Annotated in this window: 22 protein-coding genes; 10 read left to right on the top strand and 12 right to left on the bottom strand. The window is 60.3% G+C overall.

Features of this window, described 5'->3' with window-relative positions; all coding sequences use genetic code 11:
* Positions 1-48 precede the first annotated feature (48 nt).
* Positions 49-1,959 carry an ATP-binding cassette domain-containing protein gene (locus G7016_RS01410; protein WP_181111044.1) on the top strand — a complete coding sequence of 637 codons (1,911 nt, stop codon included), beginning with the start codon at positions 49-51 and terminating at the stop codon, positions 1,957-1,959.
* 61 nt (positions 1,960-2,020) lie between these two features.
* Entirely contained in the window at positions 2,021-2,653 is a 633-nt protein-coding gene (locus G7016_RS01405) for a LysE family transporter (protein ID WP_181111043.1), read from the top strand.
* On the opposite strand, the gene elbB is transcribed toward G7016_RS01405, so the two are convergent.
* Together elbB and G7016_RS01395 are read right to left on the bottom strand one after the other, a co-directional pair.
* Positions 2,654-3,316 (bottom strand): isoprenoid biosynthesis glyoxalase ElbB, encoded by a 663-nt coding sequence (gene elbB, locus G7016_RS01400; RefSeq protein WP_181111042.1) that lies wholly within the window; start codon positions 3,314-3,316, stop codon positions 2,654-2,656.
* Between the two features lie 54 nt (positions 3,317-3,370).
* Positions 3,371-3,973 carry a DedA family protein gene (locus G7016_RS01395; RefSeq protein WP_181111041.1) on the bottom strand — a complete coding sequence of 201 codons (603 nt, stop codon included), beginning with the start codon at positions 3,971-3,973 and terminating at the stop codon, positions 3,371-3,373.
* Between the two features lie 315 nt (positions 3,974-4,288).
* On the opposite strand from G7016_RS01395, the gene ppk1 reads away from it, so the two are divergent.
* Positions 4,289-6,490 (top strand): polyphosphate kinase 1, encoded by a 2,202-nt coding sequence (ppk1, locus tag G7016_RS01390; protein ID WP_181111040.1) that lies wholly within the window; start codon positions 4,289-4,291, stop codon positions 6,488-6,490.
* Here the strand turns inward: ppk1 and ppx are convergent.
* The 5 genes from ppx to G7016_RS01365 form a co-directional block, all read right to left on the bottom strand.
* Positions 6,477-7,979, bottom strand: coding sequence for an exopolyphosphatase (gene ppx / locus G7016_RS01385; RefSeq protein WP_181111039.1), 1,503 nt, complete (start codon positions 7,977-7,979; stop codon positions 6,477-6,479). The genes ppk1 and ppx overlap by 14 nt on opposite strands.
* 84 nt (positions 7,980-8,063) lie before the next feature.
* A complete protein-coding gene (locus G7016_RS01380; RefSeq protein ID WP_219854472.1) occupies positions 8,064-8,795 on the bottom strand; it encodes an amino acid ABC transporter ATP-binding protein in 732 nt (243 codons plus the stop codon).
* On the bottom strand, positions 8,782-9,432 hold the full coding sequence (locus G7016_RS01375) for an amino acid ABC transporter permease (protein ID WP_181111038.1): 651 nt from the start codon (positions 9,430-9,432) through the stop codon (positions 8,782-8,784). Before G7016_RS01375 ends, G7016_RS01380 begins: the two co-directional genes overlap by 14 nt.
* Complete coding sequence (locus G7016_RS01370; RefSeq protein ID WP_181111037.1) at positions 9,429-10,094, bottom strand: amino acid ABC transporter permease; 666 nt, start codon at positions 10,092-10,094, stop codon at positions 9,429-9,431. The genes G7016_RS01375 and G7016_RS01370 overlap by 4 nt, the downstream gene beginning before the upstream one ends.
* 54 nt (positions 10,095-10,148) lie before the next feature.
* The gene (locus tag G7016_RS01365) at positions 10,149-10,931 is read right to left on the bottom strand and encodes a transporter substrate-binding domain-containing protein (RefSeq protein ID WP_181111036.1); all 783 of its coding nucleotides are present in this window, start codon (positions 10,929-10,931) and stop codon (positions 10,149-10,151) included.
* A 315-nt stretch (positions 10,932-11,246) separates the two neighbouring features.
* Here G7016_RS01365 and trxA point away from each other — a divergent pair, with 315 nt between their 5' ends.
* The 5 genes from trxA to G7016_RS01340 all read left to right on the top strand — a co-directional run bounded on the left by trxA (position 11,247) and on the right by G7016_RS01340 (position 16,383).
* Positions 11,247-11,576: a thioredoxin TrxA gene (gene trxA / locus G7016_RS01360; protein ID WP_181111035.1), complete on the top strand. Its 330-nt coding sequence runs from the start codon at positions 11,247-11,249 to the stop codon at positions 11,574-11,576.
* Between the two features lie 236 nt (positions 11,577-11,812).
* On the top strand, positions 11,813-13,072 hold the full coding sequence (rho, locus tag G7016_RS01355; RefSeq protein ID WP_181111034.1) for a transcription termination factor Rho: 1,260 nt from the start codon (positions 11,813-11,815) through the stop codon (positions 13,070-13,072).
* Between the two features lie 100 nt (positions 13,073-13,172).
* Positions 13,173-14,639, top strand: a complete 1,467-nt coding sequence (ubiD, locus tag G7016_RS01350) for a 4-hydroxy-3-polyprenylbenzoate decarboxylase (RefSeq protein ID WP_181111033.1) — start codon at positions 13,173-13,175, stop codon at positions 14,637-14,639.
* Positions 14,639-15,607, top strand: coding sequence for a CDP-6-deoxy-delta-3,4-glucoseen reductase (locus G7016_RS01345; RefSeq protein ID WP_181111032.1), 969 nt, complete (start codon positions 14,639-14,641; stop codon positions 15,605-15,607). Before ubiD ends, G7016_RS01345 begins: the two co-directional genes overlap by 1 nt.
* An 86-nt stretch (positions 15,608-15,693) precedes the next feature.
* Positions 15,694-16,383 (top strand): gamma-glutamylcyclotransferase, encoded by a 690-nt coding sequence (locus G7016_RS01340; RefSeq protein ID WP_181111031.1) that lies wholly within the window; start codon positions 15,694-15,696, stop codon positions 16,381-16,383.
* On the opposite strand, the gene G7016_RS01335 is transcribed toward G7016_RS01340, so the two are convergent.
* A complete protein-coding gene (locus G7016_RS01335) occupies positions 16,380-17,357 on the bottom strand; it encodes an NADPH:quinone oxidoreductase family protein (RefSeq protein ID WP_181111030.1) in 978 nt (325 codons plus the stop codon). The two genes, G7016_RS01340 and G7016_RS01335, sit on opposite strands and share 4 nt — an antisense overlap.
* Positions 17,358-17,487: 130 nt before the next feature.
* On the opposite strand from G7016_RS01335, the gene G7016_RS01330 reads away from it, so the two are divergent.
* On the top strand, positions 17,488-17,901 hold the full coding sequence (locus G7016_RS01330; RefSeq protein WP_181111029.1) for a flagellar basal body-associated protein FliL: 414 nt from the start codon (positions 17,488-17,490) through the stop codon (positions 17,899-17,901).
* A 14-nt stretch (positions 17,902-17,915) separates the two neighbouring features.
* On the opposite strand, the gene G7016_RS01325 is transcribed toward G7016_RS01330, so the two are convergent.
* Positions 17,916-19,523, bottom strand: coding sequence for a putative bifunctional diguanylate cyclase/phosphodiesterase (locus tag G7016_RS01325; protein WP_181111028.1), 1,608 nt, complete (start codon positions 19,521-19,523; stop codon positions 17,916-17,918).
* 191 nt (positions 19,524-19,714) lie between these two features.
* On the opposite strand from G7016_RS01325, the gene G7016_RS01320 reads away from it, so the two are divergent.
* Positions 19,715-20,950 carry a M20/M25/M40 family metallo-hydrolase gene (locus G7016_RS01320; protein WP_181111027.1) on the top strand — a complete coding sequence of 412 codons (1,236 nt, stop codon included), beginning with the start codon at positions 19,715-19,717 and terminating at the stop codon, positions 20,948-20,950.
* 88 nt (positions 20,951-21,038) lie between these two features.
* Here the strand turns inward: G7016_RS01320 and G7016_RS01315 are convergent, their stop codons facing one another.
* The 3 genes from G7016_RS01315 to G7016_RS01305 all read right to left on the bottom strand — a co-directional run bounded on the left by G7016_RS01315 (position 21,039) and on the right by G7016_RS01305 (position 23,324).
* Positions 21,039-21,500, bottom strand: coding sequence for a hypothetical protein (locus G7016_RS01315; protein WP_181111026.1), 462 nt, complete (start codon positions 21,498-21,500; stop codon positions 21,039-21,041).
* Positions 21,501-21,696: 196 nt separating this feature from the next.
* Entirely contained in the window at positions 21,697-22,158 is a 462-nt protein-coding gene (locus G7016_RS01310) for a DUF6392 family protein (protein WP_181111025.1), read from the bottom strand.
* Positions 22,155-23,324 (bottom strand): S-type pyocin domain-containing protein, encoded by a 1,170-nt coding sequence (locus G7016_RS01305; protein ID WP_181111024.1) that lies wholly within the window; start codon positions 23,322-23,324, stop codon positions 22,155-22,157. Before G7016_RS01305 ends, G7016_RS01310 begins: the two co-directional genes overlap by 4 nt.

Raw genomic sequence — 23,324 nt, 5'->3', positions numbered from 1 at the left:
GAGCCCCCACGCCAGTGGACGGCGAAGCTGGTAAACTCCGCCGCCATTATGATCCGAATCCAGAACCTCACTTTACAGCGTGGCCCGCAGCGTCTGCTAGAAGACGCTGAGCTCACCCTGCACGCCGGCCAGAAAGCCGGCCTCATCGGTGCCAACGGCGCCGGCAAATCCAGCTTGTTCGCCTTGCTGCGCGGCGAACTCACGCCGGACGCCGGCGCGTGCGACCTGCCGCCGGACTGGCGCATTGCCCACATGCGCCAGGAAGTCGATACGCTCGAACGTGTGGCGGTGGACTATGTACTGGATGGGGACCAGCGCCTGCGAGCCATCCAGGCCGAGCTGGTCACTGCCGAGGCAGCTCACGACGGGGCCGCGCTGGCCCGCCTGCATTCCGAACTGGACGCCGCCGATGGCTACACGGCGGATGCCCGCGCGCGCAAGCTGCTGGCCGGCCTTGGCTTCACCAATGCTCAGATGGACCTGCCTGTCGGCGATTTCTCCGGCGGCTGGCGCATGCGCCTCAACCTGGCTCAGGCGCTGATGTGCCCGTCCGATCTGCTGCTGCTGGATGAGCCCACCAACCACTTGGATCTGGATGCCATCCTGTGGCTGGAGGACTGGCTCAAAGGCTACCCCGGTACGCTACTGCTCATCTCCCACGACCGGGATTTTCTCGATGCCGTGGTCGACCACATCGCCCACGTGGACCAGCGCAAGCTGGTGCTTTACCGCGGCGGCTATACCGCGTTCGAGCGGGCCCGCGCCGAGCGGCTTGCCCAGCAGCAACAGGTGTACGAGAAGCAGCAGGCGCGCCGCGCCCACATGGAAAAGTACATCGCCCGCTTCAAGGCCCAGGCTACCAAGGCCCGCCAGGCACAAAGCCGGATCAAGGCGCTGGAGCGCATGGAGGAGATCTCCGCGGCCCATGTGGATTCGCCCTTCGAGTTCGTGTTCCGCGAAGCGCACAAGCTGTCCAGCCCTTTGCTGGATATGTCCGAGGCCAAGCTGGGCTATGGCAGCAAGGTTGTGCTGGAGAAGGTGAAGCTACAGCTCACCCCAGGCGCCCGGATCGGCCTGCTGGGCCCGAACGGGGCCGGCAAGTCGACGCTGATCAAGAACCTCGCCGGTGAGTTGGAACCGCTGGCGGGCGCCTTGCGGCAGGGTGAGAACCTCGAGGTCGGTTACTTTGCCCAGCATCAGCTCGACTCGCTGGACGGCAAGGCCAGCCCGTTGTTGCATTTGCAGCGGCTCGCGCCCAGTGAGCGCGAGCAAACGCTGAAGGACTTCCTCGGCGGCTTCGACTTCCGTGGCGCTCGAATCGACGAGCCCGTGCTCAATTTCTCTGGCGGAGAAAAGGCTCGCCTTGCCCTGGCGTTGATCGCCTGGGGGCGGCCGAACCTGCTGCTGCTCGATGAGCCCACCAACCACCTGGACCTTGAAATGCGCCTGGCACTGACCATGGCCCTGCAGGAGTTCGGCGGGGCTGTGCTGGTGGTGTCCCACGACAGGCACCTGCTCAAGAGCACCACGGATAACTTCCTGCTGGTTGCCGAGGGCCGCGTGGAGCCCTTTGATGGGGACCTGGACGACTACGCGCGCTGGCTGGTGGACTATCGTCAGCGTAACGCCCCGGCCACCACGCCGGCGGCCAATGGCGAGCGCACCGACAAAAAGGCCCAGCGTCAAGCCGCCGCTGCGTTGCGTCAGCAGTTGGCACCTCACAAGCGCGAAGCCGAGAGGCTCGAAGCCCACCTGGGCAAGGTGCATGAAGAGCTCGCCCGGATTGAAACCCGGCTGGGTGACGGCGGCCTCTACGAGGCTGCGAAAAAGGATGAGCTCAAAGACCTGCTTGCTCGCCAGGCAGCGCTCAAGGTCGAAGAAAGCTCGCTGGAAGAGCGCTGGATGACGGCGCTGGAGCTGCTGGAAAACATGCAAGCCGAACTGGAACGCCTGGGCTAGCCGTACACTGCAAGCGAACGCGGCTATGCCATACGGTGGGTCACACAACGAGGAGCACTTCATGGCATGGAATACATGGCTGGCCTTCCTGGCGGCGAGTTGGATCATCAGCCTGTCACCGGGGGCAGGTGCGATCGCTTCCATGTCTTCCGGGCTGCGTTACGGCTTTGGCAGAGGCTATTGGAACGCGCTGGGCCTGCAATTAGGCCTGGCACTGCAGATCGCCGTGGTAGCCGCCGGCGTAGGCGCCATTCTTGCGGCTTCGGCCACCGCGTTCACGGTGATCAAGTGGTTCGGCGTGTTCTACCTGTTGTACCTCGCCATTCGGCAATGGCGCGCCCTGCCAATGGAGATGCAGGACGCTGCCACCCCAGCTGTCGGTGGCTCCCGCCTCGGCCTGGTGACGCGTGGGTTTCTGGTGAACGTGAGCAACCCCAAGGCGTTGGTGTTCATGCTGGCGGTACTGCCGCAATTCATCGACCCTCACGCGCCCTTGCTCATGCAATACCTGATTATCGGCGCCACCATGGTCACCGTGGACCTGATCGTGATGGCAGGCTATACAGGCCTGGCCTCGAAGGTATTGCGCCTGCTGCGCAGCCCTCGACAGCAGCAACGGCTCAACCGTACCTTTGCCGGGCTGTTCGTGGGTGCGGCGACCTTTCTGGCCACGTTGCGGCGCGCACCGCTGTAATTACAGCGGCGTGGCGGCCAGCTCAACCACTCGCTCCACCAGCGCATTGATGCCTGCGGCCGCTTCGGCGATAGACCTGGCGCTCATGTAGGCAGGGGTGCACACCAGGCGGCGATGTTCGTCCTCCACGATCGCGTCCACTGCACAAGGCACGTGGGTGGCCCCCATTTTCTCGATAGTCGCGGCCGTCCCGGCGTCGGTACCGATGCTGCAGACCACCGTGGGGCCATAGATCTTCGCCGCCAGGGCGGGGGTGATGCAGATGAGCCCTACGGGTTTGCGCTCCTCGGCGAACGCTTCGGCGAAGGCCAGCAGGTGCGGGTCAAGGGTGCATTGCGCCCCTTGGGTCGCAAAGTTGGAGAGGTTAAGGGCAGAGCCGAATCCGCCAGGGATCACCAAGGCATCGAACGCCTGTACCTGCGCTTCGGAAAGGGGCTTGATGTTGCCGCGGGCGATTCGCGCCGCCTCCACCAGCACTCGCCGACGCTCACCGGTCGGCTGGCCTGAGAGGTGATCGACTACGTCGAACTCGATATCCGGTGCAAAGCACTGAACCTCGCAACCGAGCTGGTCCAGCCTCAGCAGCGCCAGCACGCTTTCATGGATTTCCGCACCGTCCTGAAAGCCACAACCTGAAAGTATCACCGCAACCCGCGTGGCCATTGCAGGGCCCTCTTGTCGACCTGTATCAGTGTGAGTGCAGGGCGGCGCCAGTGTTCACTGCGGGGGTGGGCCGGGCAGCCTGGAGGCTTCTTCCGCCTTGCGAGCGATACGTGCCGCCTTGATGCGGCGGCTGATCCACAGCACCACGCCCAGCAGCAGCAGACCACCCAGCACCCATAGCTCGTACTTCTTCACGTTGCCGAGCAGCCCCTCGAGCACGGAGCCGAAATGATAGGCCGCCTGGCCGAGAGCGATGGCCCATACCATCGCGCCAATGCCGTTGAGCAACAGGTACCGACGAGGCGGGTAGCCCGACAGGCCGATCGCGACCGGCATGACCGTGCGCAGCCCGTAAACGAAGCGGAAGGAGAGTACCCACAGGTCGGGGTGCTTGCGAATGTGCTCGAGCGCGCGGTCGCCCATGGTCTGCCAGCGCGGCTTGCGCGCCAGCAACCGCCTGCCATGGCGGCGGCCGAGGAAGTACCACAGCTGATCGCCGGCGTAGCTCCCGAAGAATGCCACCACCATCACCAGGTTGATATCCATGTACCCACGGAACGCGAGAAATCCCGCGAGCACCAGGATGGTTTCGCCTTCGAAGAAGGTCCCCAGGAACAGGGCCAGGTAACCGAAATCGTTGAGAAATTGATGGAGCATTTTCAAGATGCTGGCGAAATGAACGCGCAGCCTAACGCTTAAGAGAAATTCATGAAAGTGTCGATATGTGTCTCGACGTGAACATTCCGGGCGGTATGCGTTCTGTTTCCATCAACCACGGCTGTCATGTGCCTGTCACATATTGACTTTATAACAGCCCGGGCCGCCTCCAGCGGCGTTGTGCCTCCCTCGGCCCTTGCGGTTCGACACCGGGGCCGTGACCTCGCTTCGCAAGCCATCGTCACTGTGGCTGATCGACCTTGCCGTGCGTGCCGCCCATTGCACCCAGGGCCCCTGGCCCTTCAGGATGTTCACATGAATAATGAAGCGCTCCCCGATCTTGTCGTAGAAGAGGCTCAACCCGTGACGGAACCCCTCGTTGAAGTGGTAGCCGAAGCACCACAGGACGTGACACCAGCGCCACCGCCCCCGGCTGCCCCGGGGCTGGATGACGCTGTTCTGTACAGCCATCGCGAGCTGTCCCAGCTGCAATTCAATATTCGCGTGCTCGAGCAGGCTTTGGATGAGAGCTATCCGCTGCTGGAGCGCCTCAAGTTTCTTCTCATCTTCTCCAGCAACCTGGATGAGTTCTTCGAGATCCGCGTCGCCGGGCTCAAGAAGCAGATCACCTTCGCTCGCGAGCAGGCAGGTGCCGATGGGCTGCAGCCTCATCAGGCGCTGGCCCGGATCAGCGAGCTCGTCCATGTTCAAGTGGACCGCCAGTACGCGATTCTCAACGACATCCTGCTGCCCGAGCTCGAAAAGCACCAGGTACGGTTCATCCGCCGTCGCCATTGGACGCCCAAGCTCAAGGCCTGGGTACGGCGTTACTTCCGCGATGAAATCGCCCCCATCGTCACGCCGATCGGCCTGGACCCTACTCACCCGTTCCCGCTGCTGGTGAACAAGAGCCTGAACTTCATCGTGGAGCTTGAAGGCGTGGACGCCTTCGGCCGGGACTCTGGCCTGGCGATCATTCCCGCGCCGCGCTTGCTTCCGCGGGTGATCAAGGTGCCGGAAGATGTAAGCGGCACGGGCGATAACTTCGTGTTCCTGTCATCGATGATCCACGCCCACGCCGATGACCTGTTCCAGGGGATGAAGGTAAAGGGCTGCTACCAGTTCCGCCTTACCCGTAACGCCGACCTCTCACTGGACTCCGAAGACGTCGAAGACCTTGCCCGTGCCCTGCGTGGTGAACTGTTCTCCCGGCGCTACGGTGATGCCGTACGCCTCGAAGTGGCGGATACCTGCCCCAAGCACCTCTCCGATTATCTGCTCAAGCAGTTCAACCTGGCAGAGTCGGAGTTGTACCAGGTCAACGGCCCGGTGAACCTGACCCGGTTGTTCAGCATCACTGGCCTGGACAGCCACCCCGAGCTGCAGCACATGCCATTTACCCCGGCCATTCCCAAGCTGCTGCAGAACGCGGATAACTTCTTCAGCGTGATCAGCAAGCAGGACATCCTGCTGCTGCACCCCTTCGAGTCGTTCACGCCGGTCATCGACTTCCTGCGTCAGGCGGCGAAGGACCCACACGTTCTGGCCATTCGCCAAACGTTGTATCGCAGCGGCAGCAATTCCGAGATCGTCGATGCGCTGGTGGATGCCGCGCGCAACGGCAAGGAAGTTACGGCAGTCATTGAGCTGCGCGCCCGCTTCGATGAGGAGTCCAACCTGCAGATGGCCAGCCGCCTGCAGGCTGCGGGCGCGGTGGTGATCTATGGCGTGGTAGGGTTCAAGACCCACGCCAAGATGATGCTCATACTGCGCCGTGAAGGTGGCGAGATCACTCGGTACGCGCACCTGGGCACCGGCAACTACCACGCCAGCAATGCGCGGCTGTATACCGACTACAGCCTGCTGACGTCGGACGATGCCTTGTGTGAAGACGTGGGCAAGCTGTTCACCCAGCTGATCGGCATGGGTAAAACCCTGCGCATGAAAAAGCTCCTGCACGCACCCTTCACGCTGAAGAAGGGCATGCTGGACATGATTGCGCGGGAAACCCAGTTCGCCATCGAAGGCAAGCCCGCGCATATCGTGGCCAAGTTCAACGCGCTGACAGATCCGAAGATCATCCGCGCGTTATACAAGGCCAGCCAGGCTGGCGTACGGATCGACCTTATCGTGCGAGGGATGTGCTGCCTGCGCCCCGGAGTGCCGGGCGTATCCCATAACATCCACGTGCGTTCGATCATCGGGCGCTTCCTGGAACACACCCGGATCTTCTACTTCCTCAACGGGGGCGAGGAACAGCTGTTCCTGTCCAGCGCCGACTGGATGGAGCGCAACCTGGACCGCCGTGTGGAAACCTGTTTCCCCGTGGAAGGCAAAAAGCTCATTACCCGGGTGAAGAAAGAGGTGGAGTCGTACCTCACCGACAATACCCATGCCTGGATACTGCAGCCGGACGGTACCTATGTGCGCTTGAGCCCGACCGGCAACCAGAACGCGCGCAATGCGCAGGTCACGCTGCTCGATCGGCTCAGCAACCAGCCCCTTACCGTACGGTAAGGGTGAACCCGACCCGGGCCAGCCACTCCGCTTCGAGCGCGAAGTCGGCCTGGGTCAGGGGGTTGTTCTCCAACCAGCCCTCAGGGAAAGCCACGTCGAGCGTATCGGCGCCGGCATGCAGTTGCACCTGTGGCATTTCCTGAGTGCCACGGATGTGGTGGAACAGGATGGCGAAGCGCAGCAATACGCACAGGCGGATCAGCTTTTGCCCGTTCTCGCCGAAGTCGGCGAAGCGCTCGCGTGGAATGTTGCGGCGATGGCCACGTACCAGCAGGGCCAGCATTTGCTGATCCTCCCGCGAGAAGCCTGCAAGGTCCGAGTGCTCGATCAGGTAAGACCCGTGCTTGTGGTAATGGTAGTGGGCAATATCCAGCCCCACTTCATGCACCTTGGCCGCCCAGCCGAGCAGATCCCGCCATACGCCATCGTCCAGCGCCCAGGCATCGGCCACCTGGTCGAACGCCTCCAGCGCCTTTTCCTCCACCCGCGCGGCCTGGTCCAGGTCCACATGGTAGCGGTCCATCAGGGACCGGAGCGTGCGTTCGCGCACGTCTTCGTGGCCATGGCGGCCCATCAGGTCATACAGCACGCCTTCACGCAGGGCCCCTTCGCAATGGTCCATGCGCTGCAGCTCAAGGCTGTCGAAGATCGCTTCGAGGATGGCAAGGCCCGCGGGGAAGATAGCGCGGCGGTCAGGCTTGATACCGTCAAAGTCGATCTTGTCTGTATCGCCCAGCTTGAACAGCTTGCGCTTGAGCCAGGCAAGGCCTTCGGCGTTTACCTCTCCGGCGCCTTGGCCCCCGGCCTTGAGCGCGGCGCCAATGGCGCGGATGGTCCCGGACGAGCCGATGGCTTCATCCCAGCCAAGCCGATGCAGGGCATTCTCGATGCTCATGATCTCGAGTCGGGCGGCCGTGTAGGCCTGGGCATAACGGGCCGGGGTAATCTTGCCGTCGCGGAAGTAGCGTTGGGTGAAGCTTACGCACCCCATCTGCAGGCTTTCGCGGATCAACGGTTCGAACCGCTGGCCAATGATGAATTCGGTGCTGCCGCCGCCAATGTCAGTAACCAGCCGTTTGCCGGGCGTGTCGGCCAGGGTATGGGAAACCCCCAGGTAGATCAGGCGGGCTTCCTCGCGGCCGGAGATCACTTCCACCGGGTGGCCCAGCAAGGCTTCGGCGCGGCGGATGAATTCGGCACGGTTACGCGCTTCGCGCAGGGCATTGGTGCCCACAATCCGTACCGCGCCCAAGGGCAAGCCGTTGATCAACTGGGCAAAGCGCTTGAGGCAGTCCAATCCGCGTTGCATGGACTCTTCGCTGAGCTGGCGCTGCTCGTCGATGCCGGCGGCCAGTTGCACTTTCTCGCCGAGACGTTCGAGGATGCGTATTTCACCCTGATTGGTCTTGGCCACGACCATGTGGAAGCTGTTGGAGCCCAGGTCAATCGCAGCGATGAGTGACAGGTTCGTTGGCTTGAGTGGCGGCATTTTCGAGGTTCTCGGTCGATAACCTGAACATCCTGCCACGATACGCGTGCTTCGCCAACGTTGCCCGCCCGCGCGGCGGCCGGTTCAGGCCTCGCCCTGGCCAAGGAAGCTGGCCAGCTCCGGCGTGCTCGGCGAGGCAAACAATTGACGAGGGTCGCCGCTTTCATGAACGCGCCCTTGGTGCATGAACACCAGTTTATCCCCTACGTCGCGGGCGAAACGCATCTCGTGCGTGACCATGACGAGCGTCATGCCCTCTTTGGCGAGTTGGCGCACCACGCTTAGCACCTCGCTCACCAGTTCGGGGTCCAACGCCGAGGTGATCTCGTCGCACAGCAGCACCTTGGGTGACATCGCCAACGCGCGGGCAATCGCTACGCGCTGCTGCTGGCCGCCTGACAGGCGTTCCGGGAAGGTGTCGAACCGGTCCGCCAGGCCGACGCGCTCGAGCATGCGCCGGGCCAACGCTCGGGCCTCGTCGCGGGAGACTTTTTTCACCACCTGGGGCGCGAGCATCACGTTCTCGCCCACGCTCAAATGCGGAAACAGGTTGAACTGCTGAAAAATCATGCCCACGGTCTGGCGCAATGCCCGAAGGTCGGCGCGCGCGGCATCGAGGTATTGGCCATCAACCTCGATCACCCCGTCGTTGATGCTTTCCAGCCCGTTGAGCGTGCGTAACAGCGTGCTTTTCCCTGATCCGCTGCGGCCGATGATTGCCACCACCTGGCCTTCTTCCACGCTGAGGTCGATCCCCTTGAGCACATGGTGATCACCATAATACTTGTGTAGCGCGGTCACTCTAAGCAGCGGCATGCAGCCTCCTTTCCAGGTAACGGGCAAACAGCGATAACGGGAAACAGAGGCAGAAATAGCCCAGCGCAACCAGGCCATACACCATGAAAGGCTCGAAGGTGGCGTTCGCCAGCATGCCCCCGGTTTTCGTGAGCTCGGTAAAGCCGATGATCGAGGTAACTGCCGTGCCTTTGACCACCTGAACCGAGAACCCGACCGTGGGGGCCACTGCAATGCGCAGCGCCTGGGGCAAAATGACGTAGCGCAATTGCTCATAGCGGGTAAGTGCCAGGCTGGCCGAAGCTTCCCATTGCCCGCCAGGTATCGCCTCAACGCAGCCTCGCCAGATCTCGGCCAGATACGCTGCGGTGAAGAGGGTGAGCGCAACGGCTGCGGCAGCCCAGGGCGACACATCCGCGCCAAGCAACGCCATGCCGAAGAATATGAGAAACAGCTGCATCAACAGGGGCGTGCCCTGGAACAGCTCAATGAACACCTTGGCGGCCGATTGCGGCAAGCGGCGAGGCGATACGCGCGCGAGCAATACCAGCCAGCCCAGCACCCCACCCCCCACAAAGGCGAGCAGAGACAGCAACAGGCTCCATTTGAGCCCTACAAGCAGGTTGCGCAGGATGTCCCAAAGGGTGAAGTCAGTCATTGCGACCTCATGAACAGCCGCCGGCCCAGCCAGGCCAGGCCCCAGCGCACGAGAATGGCCATCAGCAGGTACAGCAGGGTAGTGACCAGATAGGTCTCGAATGCGCGGAAATTGCGCGACTGGATAAAATTGCCCGCGAAGCTGAGTTCCTGAGTGGCGATCTGGGAGCACACAGCCGATCCCAGCATCACAATGATGATCTGGCTGCTCAATGCCGGCCACACCTTGCCCAGCGCAGGCCGCAGCACAACGTGACGGAACGCCTCGGCGCGGCTTAGCGCCAGCGCGGCGGCTGCTTCCAGCTGGCCATGGGGCACGGCCTGGATGCCGGCGCGAATGATCTCGGTGCTGTACGCGCCAAGGTTGATCACCATCGCCAATACCGCTGCCTGCCATTCGCTCAGCTGCACGCCCAGGGATGGCAGGCCGAAGAAGATAAAGAACAGCTGAACCAGGAAAGGCGTGTTTCGAATCAGTTCCACATACACCGTATAGATGCCCGCCAAGGGCCGGATCGCCCAGGCGCGGGAAATCCCCCCCAGGATACCGATGGCGACACCCAGCAACGCGCCCACCGCGGTAAGCGCAAGCGTCACACCCGCGCCGCGCAACAGCAGCGGCGAAGCCTCCAGCACGGGTGCGAAATCAAAGTGATAAGCCATGAGCGGTCCTTGATCAGCGCGCAGACACCCGAGCGGATGGCTGCGCGAAACGCCTCAGAGGTCGGCGGGCAGTGGCTGCTTGAGCCATGTCATGGCGTTGGTGTTGAGGCTGCCGTCGGCCTTGGCGGCTGCGATGATCTCGTTGACTTTGGCCAACAGGGCAGGCTCGTTCTTGTTCAGCCCTACATACACCGGGGAATCCTTGAGCTTGAACTTCAAGGCGGGCACCCGCTTGGGGTTACGCTCGGTAATGGCGGTCATGACGACGTTGCCGCTGGCAATCAGGTCGGTTTGCCCGGCCAGATACGCGGCGATCGTGGAATTGTTGTCTTCGAAACGCTTGATGGTCACTCCCTCGGGGGCCACCTTGCTTAGCTCGATGTCTTCGATAGCGCCACGGGTGACACTGATGGTCTTGCCCTTGAGGTCGTCAGGGCCACCGATTGCCGCGTCAGGAGGGCCGAACACCGCCAGGTAGAACGGCGCGTAGGCGCTGGAGAAGTCGATGACCTGTTCGCGCTCCGGGTTTTTGCCGAGGCTGGAAATCACCAGATCGACCTTGCCGGTGGTGAGAAAAGGAATACGGTTGGTGCTGTTCACCGGCGTAAGCTCAAGCTTGACGTTCATGCGTTGGGCCAGCAGCTGCGCAGTGTCGATATCCAGGCCGCGGGGCTTCATGTCGGGACCGACAGAGCCGAAGGGCGGGAAATCCTGCGGCACGGCAACGCGCAGGGTGCCTCGCTGCGTGATGTCAGCGAGCCCGTCCGCATGGGCGCCTTGCGCCAGCAGGGCAGCCATCACGGTTGCGGTGAGCAGCGTTACACAGCGTTTAAGCATGGGTTGCTCCAGTCAGGCGAGGACAGAGCAACGGTTGCACAGCGCATGCCAGCCAGCAGCTGGATACTTCAGTCCCGAAAACACGCAGGCACGTGACGGGTTGCCGCACTGATTTTCCATCGGGCGGCTCTGCAATGGTGCCCGCCTTGCACTTGCAGCTGCAGAGTGAGCAATGGCGGTGCATTTTCCCAGATGCTTCGGGTCATATGAGAAATGGTGTAACACTATAGCTAGACTCAATCGCCTCAAGCTTTCGGTTACAAACGGGGAAGGCTATGATGGGCGCAATTTCAAGGTCGTGACCAGGAGATATTCATGAGCAGCGACAAGATCAAACACGTAAGCGATGCATCCTTTGAAGCCGATGTACTGAAGGCCCAAGGCCCGGTGCTGGTGGATTACTGGGCTGAATGGTGCGGCCCGTGCAAGATGATCGCGCCAGTACTGGACGAAATTGCCGCTACTTACGAGGGCAAGGTCACCATCGCCAAGCTGAACATCGACGAGAACCAGGAAACTCCCGCCAAGCACGGCGTGCGTGGTATCCCTACCTTGATGCTGTTCAAGAACGGCAACGTGGAAGCGACCAAGGTTGGTGCACTGTCCAAGTCGCAGCTTCAGGCATTCCTTGACGCAAACATCTGAATTTGGCGTCAGCTGTACAAAGCCCCGCATTTAGCGGGGTTTTTTCTTTTTATCGACTAGACGGCCCTGTGCTCAGGTGTTAAATTCGGCCTCGCACTGGTCTCTCCGGTGCCCCCTGCAAGTCGTCGCCGACGCATTCCAATTCGAATTTGTGCGCGATCCTATCGCCTCTCTCCCGGCGCGGCCTCTCTAAGCCCAATGCTTATTCCCTCCATACAGAACACGTCATTCCCTCTATGAATCTGACTGAACTCAAGCAAAAGCCGATCACCGACCTGCTCGAAATGGCCGAACAGATGGGCATCGAAAACATGGCCCGCTCGCGCAAGCAGGATGTGATTTTCTCCCTGCTTAAGAAGCACGCGAAAAGCGGTGAGGAGATTTCCGGTGACGGTGTGCTGGAGATCCTCCAGGACGGTTTCGGCTTCCTTCGCTCCGCCGATGCTTCCTACCTGGCCGGCCCTGACGATATCTACGTGTCCCCAAGCCAGATCCGCCGCTTCAACCTGCGGACGGGCGACACCATCGTTGGCAAGATCCGCCCTCCGAAGGAAGGCGAGCGCTACTTCGCCCTGCTGAAAGTCGACACCATCAACTTCGACCGGCCGGAAAACGCGAAGAACAAGATTCTTTTCGAGAACCTCACGCCGCTGTTCCCCAACAAGCGCCTGAAGATGGAGGCCGGCAACGGCTCCACCGAGGACCTCACCGGTCGTGTCATCGACCTGTGCGCGCCCATCGGCAAGGGCCAGCGCGGCCTGATCGTCGCTCCGCCGAAAGCGGGCAAGACCATCATGCTGCAGAACATCGCCGCGAACATCACCCGCAACAACCCTGAGTGCCACCTGATCGTTCTGCTGATCGACGAGCGCCCGGAAGAAGTGACCGAGATGCAGCGCACCGTGCGCGGCGAAGTGGTCGCCTCTACCTTCGACGAGCCGCCAACCCGCCACGTGCAAGTGGCCGAGATGGTGATCGAGAAGGCCAAGCGCCTGGTCGAGCACAAGAAGGACGTGGTGATCCTCCTGGACTCCATCACCCGCCTGGCACGCGCCTACAACACCGTGATCCCGAGCTCCGGCAAGGTGCTTACCGGTGGTGTGGATGCCCACGCCCTCGAGAAACCAAAGCGTTTCTTCGGCGCGGCCCGTAACATCGAAGAAGGCGGCTCGTTGACCATCATCGCCACCGCCCTGGTCGAAACCGGCTCGAAGATGGACGAAGTCATCTACGAGGAATTCAAGGGTACCGGCAACATGGAGCTGCCGCTGGACCGCCGTATCGCGGAAAAGCGCGTCTTCCCGGCCATCAACATCAACCGTTCCGGCACCCGCCGCGAAGAGTTGCTGACCGCCGACGACGAGCTGCAGCGCATGTGGATTCTGCGCAAGCTGCTGCACCCGATGGATGAAATCGCCGCCATCGAGTTCCTGATCGATAAGCTCAAGCAGACCAAGACCAACGATGAGTTCTTCTTGTCGATGAAGCGCAAGTAATCGCGCTTCGCAAATCACGGCGCCTTCGGGCGCCGTTTTTTTATCCGCGCCCGCCGTGGGGCGGGTAAGCTAGGCGTCTCTTTGGAAGTGTGACTGGCCGATGGAATTCAAGGATCTCCGAGACTTCGTGCAGCAACTAGAGCGGCGCGGAGAATTGAAACGCATCGCCGTACCGGTTTCTCCGGTACTGGAAATGACCGAAATCTGCGACCGCACCCTGCGCAAGCAGGGCCCCGCGCTGCTGTTCGAGAACCCGGTAGGGTTTGACATGCCAGTGCTGGGCAACCTGTTCGGCACACCTGGCCGCGTGGCCCTGGGCATGGGTGCGGAAGATGTGAGCGAGCTGCGGGAAATCGGCAAGCTGCTGGCGTTCCTTAAAGAGCCAGAGCCGCCCAAGGGCCTCAGGGATGCCTGGTCCAAGCTGCCGATCTTCAAGAAAATCATCTCCATGGCGCCCAAGGTGCTCAAGGATGCTCCGTGCCAGGAGGTGGTGCTGGAGGGCGATGACGTCGACCTTGCACGGTTGCCGATCCAGCACTGCTGGCCAGGCGATGTGGCCCCTTTGATTACCTGGGGCCTTACCGTTACCCGCGGGCCGAACAAGGAGCGCCAGAACCTGGGCATCTACCGCCAGCAGGTGATTGGCCGCAACAAGGTCATCATGCGTTGGCTCAGCCACCGCGGCGGCGCGCTGGATTACCGCGAGTGGTGCGACAAACACCCTGGCGAGCCTTTCCCGGTGGCGGTCGCCCTGGGCGCAGACCCTGCAACGATCCTCGGCGCGGTCACCCCGGTGCCGGACAGCCTGTCCGAATACGCCTTCGCCGGGCTGTTGCGCGGCCACCGCACCGAACTTGTGAAGTGCCGGGGCAATGGCTTGCAAGTGCCGGCCAGTGCCGAGATCGTGCTGGAAGGGGTGATCCATCCCGGCGAACTGGCCGATGAAGGCCCCTATGGCGATCACACGGGCTATTACAACGAAGTGGACCGCTTCCCGGTGTTCACCGTAGAGCGCATCACACATCGCACCCGGCCTATCTACCACAGCACCTACACCGGCCGGCCACCGGATGAACCCGCGATCCTCGGCGTTGCCTTAAACGAAGTGTTCGTGCCGATCCTGCAGAAGCAGTTTCCTGAAATCGTTGATTTCTACCTGCCGCCGGAAGGTTGTTCGTACCGCATGGCCGTGGTGACCATCAAGAAACAGTACCCCGGCCACGCCAAGCGGGTGATGTTGGGCGTGTGGTCCTTCCTGCGGCAGTTCATGTACACGAAGTTCGTGATCGTCACCGATGACGACATCAATGCCAGGGACTGGAACGATGTGATCTGGGCTGTAACTACCCGCATGGACCCCAAGCGGGACACGGTAATGATCGACAACACGCCCATCGACTATCTGGACTTCGCCTCGCCGGTGTCCGGGCTTGGCTCGAAGATGGGGCTGGATGCCACCAACAAGTGGCCCGGCGAAACGACCCGCGAGTGGGGCAGGGTGATCGAACGGGACCCGGCCATTACTCGCCGCGTGGACGAACTCTGGAACCAGCTGGGAATAGACTGATGCGCGTAACCTTGCAACCTTCTGGCGCAGTACTTGAAGTGCAGCCGGGCGAGAACATCCTCGATGCCGCCCGGCGCCTGGGTTATGACTGCCCGCACAGTTGCCGTAACGGCAATTGCCACGTGTGCACCGCCTTGCTGGTCGAAGGGCGGGTGCGCCAGGAGGGGCAGGAACGGGACCATGGCGAGCTCTATACCTGCATTGCGCAGCCGCTGGAAGATTGTGTGCTGCTGTGGGATGGCGTGCTTTCGCGCGGTGAGCTCCCTGTGCGCAGCTTTGCCTGCCAGGTGACTGAGTGCGCTGACGTGGGCGGCGATGTGTGGCGGGTGCGGTTGCGTGCGCCCGCTGGCAAGCCGCCCCGCTACCATGCGGGCCAGTACCTGCTGATCGAGCGGGACGGCACTGACAAGGCTGCGTTTTCCCTGGCATCGGCACCCCACAGTGGTCGCGAGCTGGAAATGCACATCCTGGGGCGTGAAGACAGCGCGCTCAACCTGCTGGCCCAACTTCGGCGAGACGGCCTGGCCCGGGTGGAACTGCCCTATGGCGATGCTCATCTGGCCGAGCTGCCCGATTGCCCTCTGGTACTGATCGCTGCCGGAACGGGTATGGCGCAGATGCACAGCCTGATCGAACATTGCCGGGCCCAGGGCTTCGCACATCCCGTGCACCTTTACTGGGGCGTACGCCAGCCGAGCGACTTTTATGAGATCGAGCACTGGGATGAATGGCTGCGCCTGCCCAACCTCTATCTTCACAAGGTGGTGAGTGACCTCTGTGGATGGGAAGGGCGTTGCGGCCTGTTGCATGAAGCCGTCCGCGAGGACATTGCCGATCTTTCTTCAGCGCACGTGTACGCCAGCGGTTCACCGGCCATGGTGTATGCCACCCTCGATGCCCTGGTGGAAGCCGGCATGGACCCTCACCAGATGCGCGCCGATGTGTTTGCGTATGCGCCCCGGCCTTGAGCCCTTGCGATAACCGGTAGCCCCGGCCGTTCTGGCTTCGGTTAGAGTGGCCACGGAAGCATTTTTGTAACATCCGGGGTTCCTACATGTCGGCAATCGAACCTGCCCCCTCCTGTCGGGTTGCGTACCCGCCTGTGCTCAATACTCCGCAGTTGAGTGATGAAGAGCTCGCCTGCTCATTGGCATCGACCATGAGCCAGCATGCGGGCGGGCCCGTGTGGTTGTTCGCTTATGGCTCGCTGATCTGGCGCCCCGAGTGCAACAGCGTGGAGCGCCGCCGCGCGCGGGTGCATGGGTACCATCGTGGGCTTTACCTGTGGTCCCAGGAGCATCGTGGCACGCCGCAGAAACCAGGGCTGGTCTTCGGGCTGGACCGGGGCGGCTCCTGTACCGGGTTCGCCTACCGTTTGCATGAAGACCATCTTGAAGCATCGCTCATGGCCCTTTGGAAGCGAGAGATGCCTTACCCGTCCTATCGGCCGCATTGGCTTACCTGCCGGCTGGACGATGGAACCAAGGTGCAGGCGCTGGGCTTTGTGCTGGAGCGGCATTTGCCTACGTATGCCGGCAACCTTCCGGATGACCTGCTCGTACAAGTGTTGGCCAGCGCGTGCGGCCGCTCGGGCAGTTGCCGGGATTATGTAGAGCAGACCATCGCAGCGCTGCGTTCCCACGCCATGCCAGACCGAAACCTGGAAGCCCGGTTCAAGCGCTGGCTGGAAATGACGCTTACCCCGGCCAGCGCCATTGCGCCTGAACTGGTGCAGGCGCCTTAGCGGACCTGAACCACCAGTTTGCCGATGGCCTGGCGATCCGCCAGTGCCTTAATGGCTTGGGGCGCTTGCTCGAGGCTATAGCGATTGGAGATGTGCGGGCGCAACTTGCCTTCTTCATACCAACTGAACAGCTGACGAAAGTTTGCGGCGTTGTCATGGGGCTGGCGTTGCGCGAAGGCACCCCAGAATACGCCCACCACTGCCGCCCCTTTAAGCAACGCAAGGTTGGCGGGTAACTGGGGAATACGGCCACTGGCGAAGCCTATCACCAGCAGGCGGCCGTTCCAGGCCACGCAGCGGATGGCCGCGTCGAACGCATCGCCGCCCACCGGATCGTAAATCACATCCGCGCCCTGGTTGGCCGTAAGTTTCATCACCTGCTCTTTCAAGTCGCCGCCGCTGTAATCGATTACCTCATCAGCACCGGCAGCCTTGGCCGCTTCCAACTTGGCGGGGCTACTGGCGGCGGCAATTACCCGAGCGCCCATGGCTTTGCCGATTTCCACCGCAGCCAGCCCGACACCGCCTGCCGCGCCCAATACCAGCAACGTTTCTCCGGCCTTCAGGTCGCCACGCTGCTTGAGCGCATGCATCGAGGTGCCATAGGTCATGGGGAATGCGGCGGCCTCGTCGAACGGCATGCTCTCGGGCATCGGCAGCACGTTATAGGCGGGTGCCGCGACTTGTTCAGCGAAACTCCCCCACCCCGTAAGCGCCATCACCCGGTCGCCTTCCCGTAGCGCGGTGACCCCTTCGCCTACCGCGCCCACCACCCCGGCGGCCTCGCCACCCGGGGAGAACGGAAAAGGCGGCTTGAACTGATATTTGCCCTCGATGATCAGCGTATCCGGGAAGTTCACGCTGGCGCTGTGCACCTGCACCACTACCTCGTTACGCTTGGGCTGCAGCGGGGCCACCTCTTCGATAACCAGGCTTTGCGCCGGGCCGAAGGCTTTGCACAATAACGCTTTCATGGGCTATTCCTTTCCGGGTAATGGCCGATAAGTGTAGGCAAGCCCCCCGGCCGGGCAACGATGATGGTGACGCCTGATAGCCGCCTATAACCGCTGCGCCCCGCCGCGTATTGAACGAGGAATTGATGCTGTGAAACCCTGGATCGCTGTATTGCTGGCCGCTTGCATTCCCTTCGCCGTCCAGGCGAACGAAGGCGGTGAATCTAAAGAAGGGCCGCCAAAGGTGGTCTACTACTCGCTGAGCCCGCCTTTGGTTGGTAACTACGCCATGGACGGAGGCCCGCGCCTGCACGTGTACAAGGCCGATATCGCCCTGAAGGTCACCGGCGAAGAGGCCGTGGCCGCGGTGAAACACCATGAGCCTTTGATTCGCAACCAACTGGTGCAGCTGTTCAATCAGCAGAGCCAGGATGCCATGAGCTCGGGCGAAGCCAAAGAGGCCCTGCGCCAGGAAGCCCTGAAGCAAACCCAGCAGGTAATCAATGCTGAAGAGGGCAAGCCGGTGGTAGAAGACTTGCTGTTCAACAACCTGATCGTGCAGTAAGCCGCGCTATTGGCTTAAATCACCACCTGGTCGAGGGTTCCTAGGCCACTGCGCACTTCGTCGCCATGAACCGCTGAATTGATATCAGTGCTGGAGCGCGGGTGGCCGTAAAGGTAACCCTGCGCGAAATCGCAGCCGTTGCTGGCCAGCCATGACGGCAGATCGGGGGAGTGAAAATCTTCAATCCCTTCCGCCGTCACTTTCATCTTCAAGCTACGGGCCATCCCCAGGATGGCTTCCACCACAGGGAGATGATCCTCGTCGCCCGACTCGAAGAAAGAGCGGTCTATCTTGATCTTGTCGATGGACAAGCGGGTCAGGTGATAAAGCCCGGAATAACCTGTTCCGAAGTCATCCAGGGCCACGGTGATGCCGTGCTCATGGAGGCGGTTCAGGTTTTTCTGGGCGGCCTGAAGGTTTCCTACGAGGGCTTCCTCGGTGATCTCCACCTCGAAACGCTCGCAGGGGAAGTTTTCCTGGCGTAACTGTTCCAGTAGCCGGTCAGGGAACAGCTCATCAGTGATCATCCCAGGTGTCACGTTCAGGGAAAGGCGCAGGTTGTCATCCCACCCCCTTGCGGCCTTGCAGGCTTGCCTGATCAACGAACGCGTCATCGCCGGCACAAGCCCCAACCGCTCAAGCGCCGGGATGAAGTCCGTGGGCATCACGATGCTTGCATCGGGCCTGATCCAGCGCGCCAGTATTTCGAAGCCCACTACTTCCTGGCTGGGAAACGCAACGATAGGTTGAAAGTACGGGACGATTTCTTCCTGCTCGACCGCCCGCTTGAGGGTGAGGTCGCTGTCGAACTGCGCGAGGCGCTGGCGCTCGAAATCCGTGCTGTAGAAGTGATACGTCGAACGCCCGCTGTCCTTGCCTTTGTACATGGCAACGTCTGCGTAGTGCAGCAGCGTCGATGCGTCGTGAGCATCCAGCCATGAGCGTGCGATGCCGAGGGTGGCCCCGAAGCGAGAAAACGCCAGGGAGTCCGGCCCACAATGTGCGATGCCCTGGATGATGGCGTCGGCGATCGTTCGAAGTTCGTGCTCTTCTTTCTTTTCCGTCAACAAGAGGCAGAACTCGTCCCCACCCAGGCGTGCGGCAACACCGCCGTGCGCGCGGGCAACCTCGTCCAGGTGACCGGCTACCTTGATCAATACCTGGTCCCCAGCGGTATGGCCGTGCTGGTCATTGATGGCTTTGAAATGATCCAGGTCGATCAGCATCACCACCGCTGGCTGCACCTGTGCAAGCCGTTCCCCGAGCAGCGCCATGAACACCCGGCGATTGAACAAACCGCTGAGCGCATCATGTTTCGCCAGTGTCTCGGCCTGGGATTGCATCTTCTGCAAGCGCCAATAGCTGATCCGTGTATTTCGGATCAACCGCCTGAGAACAAGGGTAGGGAGGATCAGGGAAAGCAGCGAAAACCCTGTGGAAGTGAGCACGAAGCGCCACCGCTCACCATTTTCAAAACTGCCGTCGTAGGGCAAGCCAAGCAGAGGCAGTACCCAACGCTCCAGCTTGAACTCCCACAAGATGGACAAACCGATCACGGTGAATATGACCAGCAACAGAAGGCGGTAAATGCGGAAAGGATGAGTACGGTGGAAGTCGGACATGACCGGCCCTCGTAGGCCAAGCGAGCTGATGTAATATCAGGTGGCCATCATACGGCTTTTGTTGGAATCCATGCCCATTGAATTGATGCATTTGGTCGATTATTGATCAGCGCTCCGGCCGGAACAGCCGTACGTGCGCTTTACGCCAGACCAACTACAGTTGATATACATTTCAATTCAAGGAGTTACCCATGGTTTGGCTGCAACCCTCTCGCTTGCTGGCTACCGGGCTGGCCTTGGCCGTGTCCATGGCGATGCTACCCGTGCAGGCTGCGGTAGATACAACCGTGCAGGGCAAGGCCGAACAGTTGAAGGGCCCTGCCCTGAAGTTGCTCGAAAAGCTGGTGAATATAGACTCCGGCTCGGGCTATGAGCCAGGCCTGACCCAGGTACGTACGCTCGTGTCCGCCGAGCTGAAGGCCTTGGGTGCGAGTATCGAAACGGTACCCAACACCGCGCCGGACAAAAGCCAGCATGTGGTTGCTACGCTCAAGGGCAGTGGCAAGGCGAAAATCCTGCTGTTGGCCCACATGGACACCGTGTTCAAGGAAGGATCCGCCGCCGCAAGGCCTTTTCATATCAAAGACGGCCGCGCCTATGGCCCGGGCGTAATGGACGACAAAGGCGGCATCGTGGTCGCGCTTCAGGCACTGAAAATCCTGAAGGACATGAATTTCAAGGACTATGGCCAAGTCACGCTGCTGCTCGACGCCAGCGAGGAGACCGGGTCGGAGGCGGCAAGCGCACTGATCCAGAAGATCGCCAAGGAACACGATGTCACCCTTAACCTTGAGCCCGGGCGGCCTGCGGATGGCCTGGTGGTGTGGCGCAAGGGCAGCGCCACCGCAGTGGTCGAAGTGACCGGCAAGGCCTCCCACGCCGGCGTCGCGCCTGAACTGGGGCGCAACGCCGCCATGGAAGCCGCGCATCAGATTCTGCAGCTGGGCCAATTGGGCGACCCGGAGAAGAAAACCACGGTCAACTTCACCGTCATCAACGCAGGCGATCGAATCAACGTGATCCCCGACCACGCCGTGGCAAAGGCCGATGTACGCGCCGCGGTGCCAGAAGAGTTCGACCGGGTGGAGAAAGACCTTGCCCGGGTCGCCAGCACCCGGCTCATCGCCGATACACAGGTCACCACGCGCCTGGAGCGCGGGTTGCCACCCATGCCGCAAACGCCTGCCAGCGATAAGCTGGTGGCCATGGCGCAAGGTATCTACGGCGAGCTGGGGCGCACACTCACGGTAGAAGGCACCGGGGGCGCAGCAGATGCCAGCCTCGCCGCGGCCGTGGGCGTACCCACCCTCGATGGCTTCGGCATTGTAGGGGGCAATATCCACACGCCCGAGGAATACGCGGAAGTGGAAAGCCTGGTGCCGCGGGTTTATCTGCTGACCCGGATGTTGATGGAGCTGTCGCGGTAGCATTACGCTAAAGGCTGCGTACAAAAATAACGGCGCAGCGATGATTGCATCCGCCGCTAATATCAGCGGCGGTGCAGTCTACATACGCCTAGGCGTCTTGTTCTATCGCAAGACGAAGGCTACTGATTTGGAAGTCAGGCATATAACCCACGATCGCATAAGCCTGTGGCAAAGAAGTTATTTGAAATTTATCCCAACCCCCGCTGGCGCCTAGGATAGGAATTGCGCGAGGTGGTGCGGATTCGATCGGATTTCCCAATATTCCAATAATCTCATCACGGATCATGCGTGAATCGACCGACAGAGGAAGGTCGCCTTTATAAGACAAAATCTCGGGCAATATAGGGTTAAGAGTGAAGTCCAATGAGCAAAATATCTCCTCACCTTCCAGAAGTACTGCCTCTAAGCCAGGCTCTAAGCTATAAAAATATTTTCTTGAATCTTCGTAAGCTTTTTCGCGGGTAAGCGGCTGATGTACTAGATCAAAAAGGTTTGATTGTTCTTTGTTGCCAAGCTTTGAGAGGAGATCGGATAAGTGGTTGGCGTTCATTCATAAAGTCCTTTGTCGATATTGGCTTTGTGAAGACTCTCGAGAAGCCCATCATGAAATTCTGGCGCGGCGTAAGACTACGAGGTGACGAGTTTTTTTGCAGGATAATCAGAACGATTTTCTCACCAATTCATAAAGAAAGACTGGCCCAGAGTGGCTGTGCTCTGGGCCAGAACCGGATGCCTTGCTTAACCTATTAGATATGTTGGCCTTTCGTAAACCTGAAAGTTTCTACTTCGAGGCCCGGCAGGTAGCCTGCGATAATTTTTATTTGATCATTTCCTGGATAGGGGAATGTGTCCCATCCTCCGCTTGGGCCTAGAATAGGGATGTCATCAGGCTGCCCTGATTCTAGAGGATGACCCAACTCAGCTATGACGTCATCACGCTTCATATCTTTTCGAAGCGATAACGGTAGCTCGCTAACGTAAATAGGCTCATCCGGTATTAGCGCAGTCAAGGTTAGGCTTATGGAACTTAGTATGTTGCTGTTTTCAAGGAAGGAAAGCTCAAGGCCGGGTTCTGGATTTTTATAGTATGTTTCGGATTCGACACCTGATTTTTCCTTCCTCAGCGAATTTAGATCAACACCCTCAAGGGGAGAATCGAGCGGCTCCCCCATTTTTTCGATCAACGATTCCAAGGTTGATTTTTTCATTTGTAGAATCCCCGCTTTATATTCTCAGCATGAAGTTGTTGAAGTGCGACTTGCAGTGATTCGCTGCTGTGGCCCTCTCCCTTTAAACCAGGAACAAGAGCTAAAAAGTTGCTCTCAACAGCTTTTCTGAGATCGCTGCCGTCTATATGCTGCTTATCCCTCGTGTTTCGCGCTCCTGACGTTTCGCTGAATTTACGATGCACGTGTTGGGGTATTGCAATTCCCACGCCTCGATCCGATATATAGCGCAACCTTGCGTCGCTCATTCCTCTGTGCTTCATGCGAAGGGCATATTCTAATGCCTTTCGAGAAGGTATGTGATCTATATCCAACCCATCCTTAACACTTCGTCGACTGAGCTCAGCATACTCCCCAACCTCCAGCGCCTCAACCGGTGGCTTTTGTACCGCCAAGTATATGGGGGCTATGCCTGATTCGGCGGGAAACCTTACGATATATGCTTCCGTTTCCAAAGCTTCAAGTGCGGGAGTACCCTGCAACTTTGGATCGAAAATCTTCAGCGGAAACTCATTGTTCGTGGTGGTTGGCTGATGCGTCGCGGGCAACTCTGTCGATGAAGGCTGCATGCCTGGCGGGATAGTGGGCGTAATAGTAATAAAGCGCGGAGGAGAGGAGACCACTGCTTCATATCGACCATTCACCGGCTGCAACGCTGCATCGACAATGACACCCTGTAAAGGGCGCTCTAAGCTGCCTTGAATTACGCTAACCTGCGTACCCGTATCCGAGGGTCGAAGGTTAATTGCGTATGGCATCGTTACGATGTCGTTATGCTTTGCAGCAGCGATCGTCTGAGGCTCAATGCCCGGAAGAGTTGCCAATGGTACGCTTAGCGCACTGCGACGTTCGCTCGGCGCAAGTGATGAAGGCCATAGTAGCGCTAAGAATCCGACTGCCACGCCGCGAAGGAGTGAAAGCCCTACCGTCATAGCGCCAGCTGCAAGCTGCTCTATGGCTTCTGCGATTGCAGTTGCCAGGCTTGCTGCGGCGAACTCTGAAAGCGCAAGAGTTCTTACGGAGGAAATGAATATCGGAACGTTGGTTGACGGGACCCCGACAACCATTGATCCGGGTTGTTCCAGGAATGTCTTAAGCTTTGCAAGATCTGCTATCCGGCGCGCCTCCTGAGCTGCGGCGGCATTCAT

This window comes from Pseudomonas japonica (assembly GCF_013522925.1).
In the GTDB taxonomy this organism is placed as follows: Bacteria; Pseudomonadota; Gammaproteobacteria; order Pseudomonadales; family Pseudomonadaceae; genus Aquipseudomonas; species Aquipseudomonas japonica_A.
This window is presented reverse-complemented; position numbering and strand designations above follow the sequence as displayed.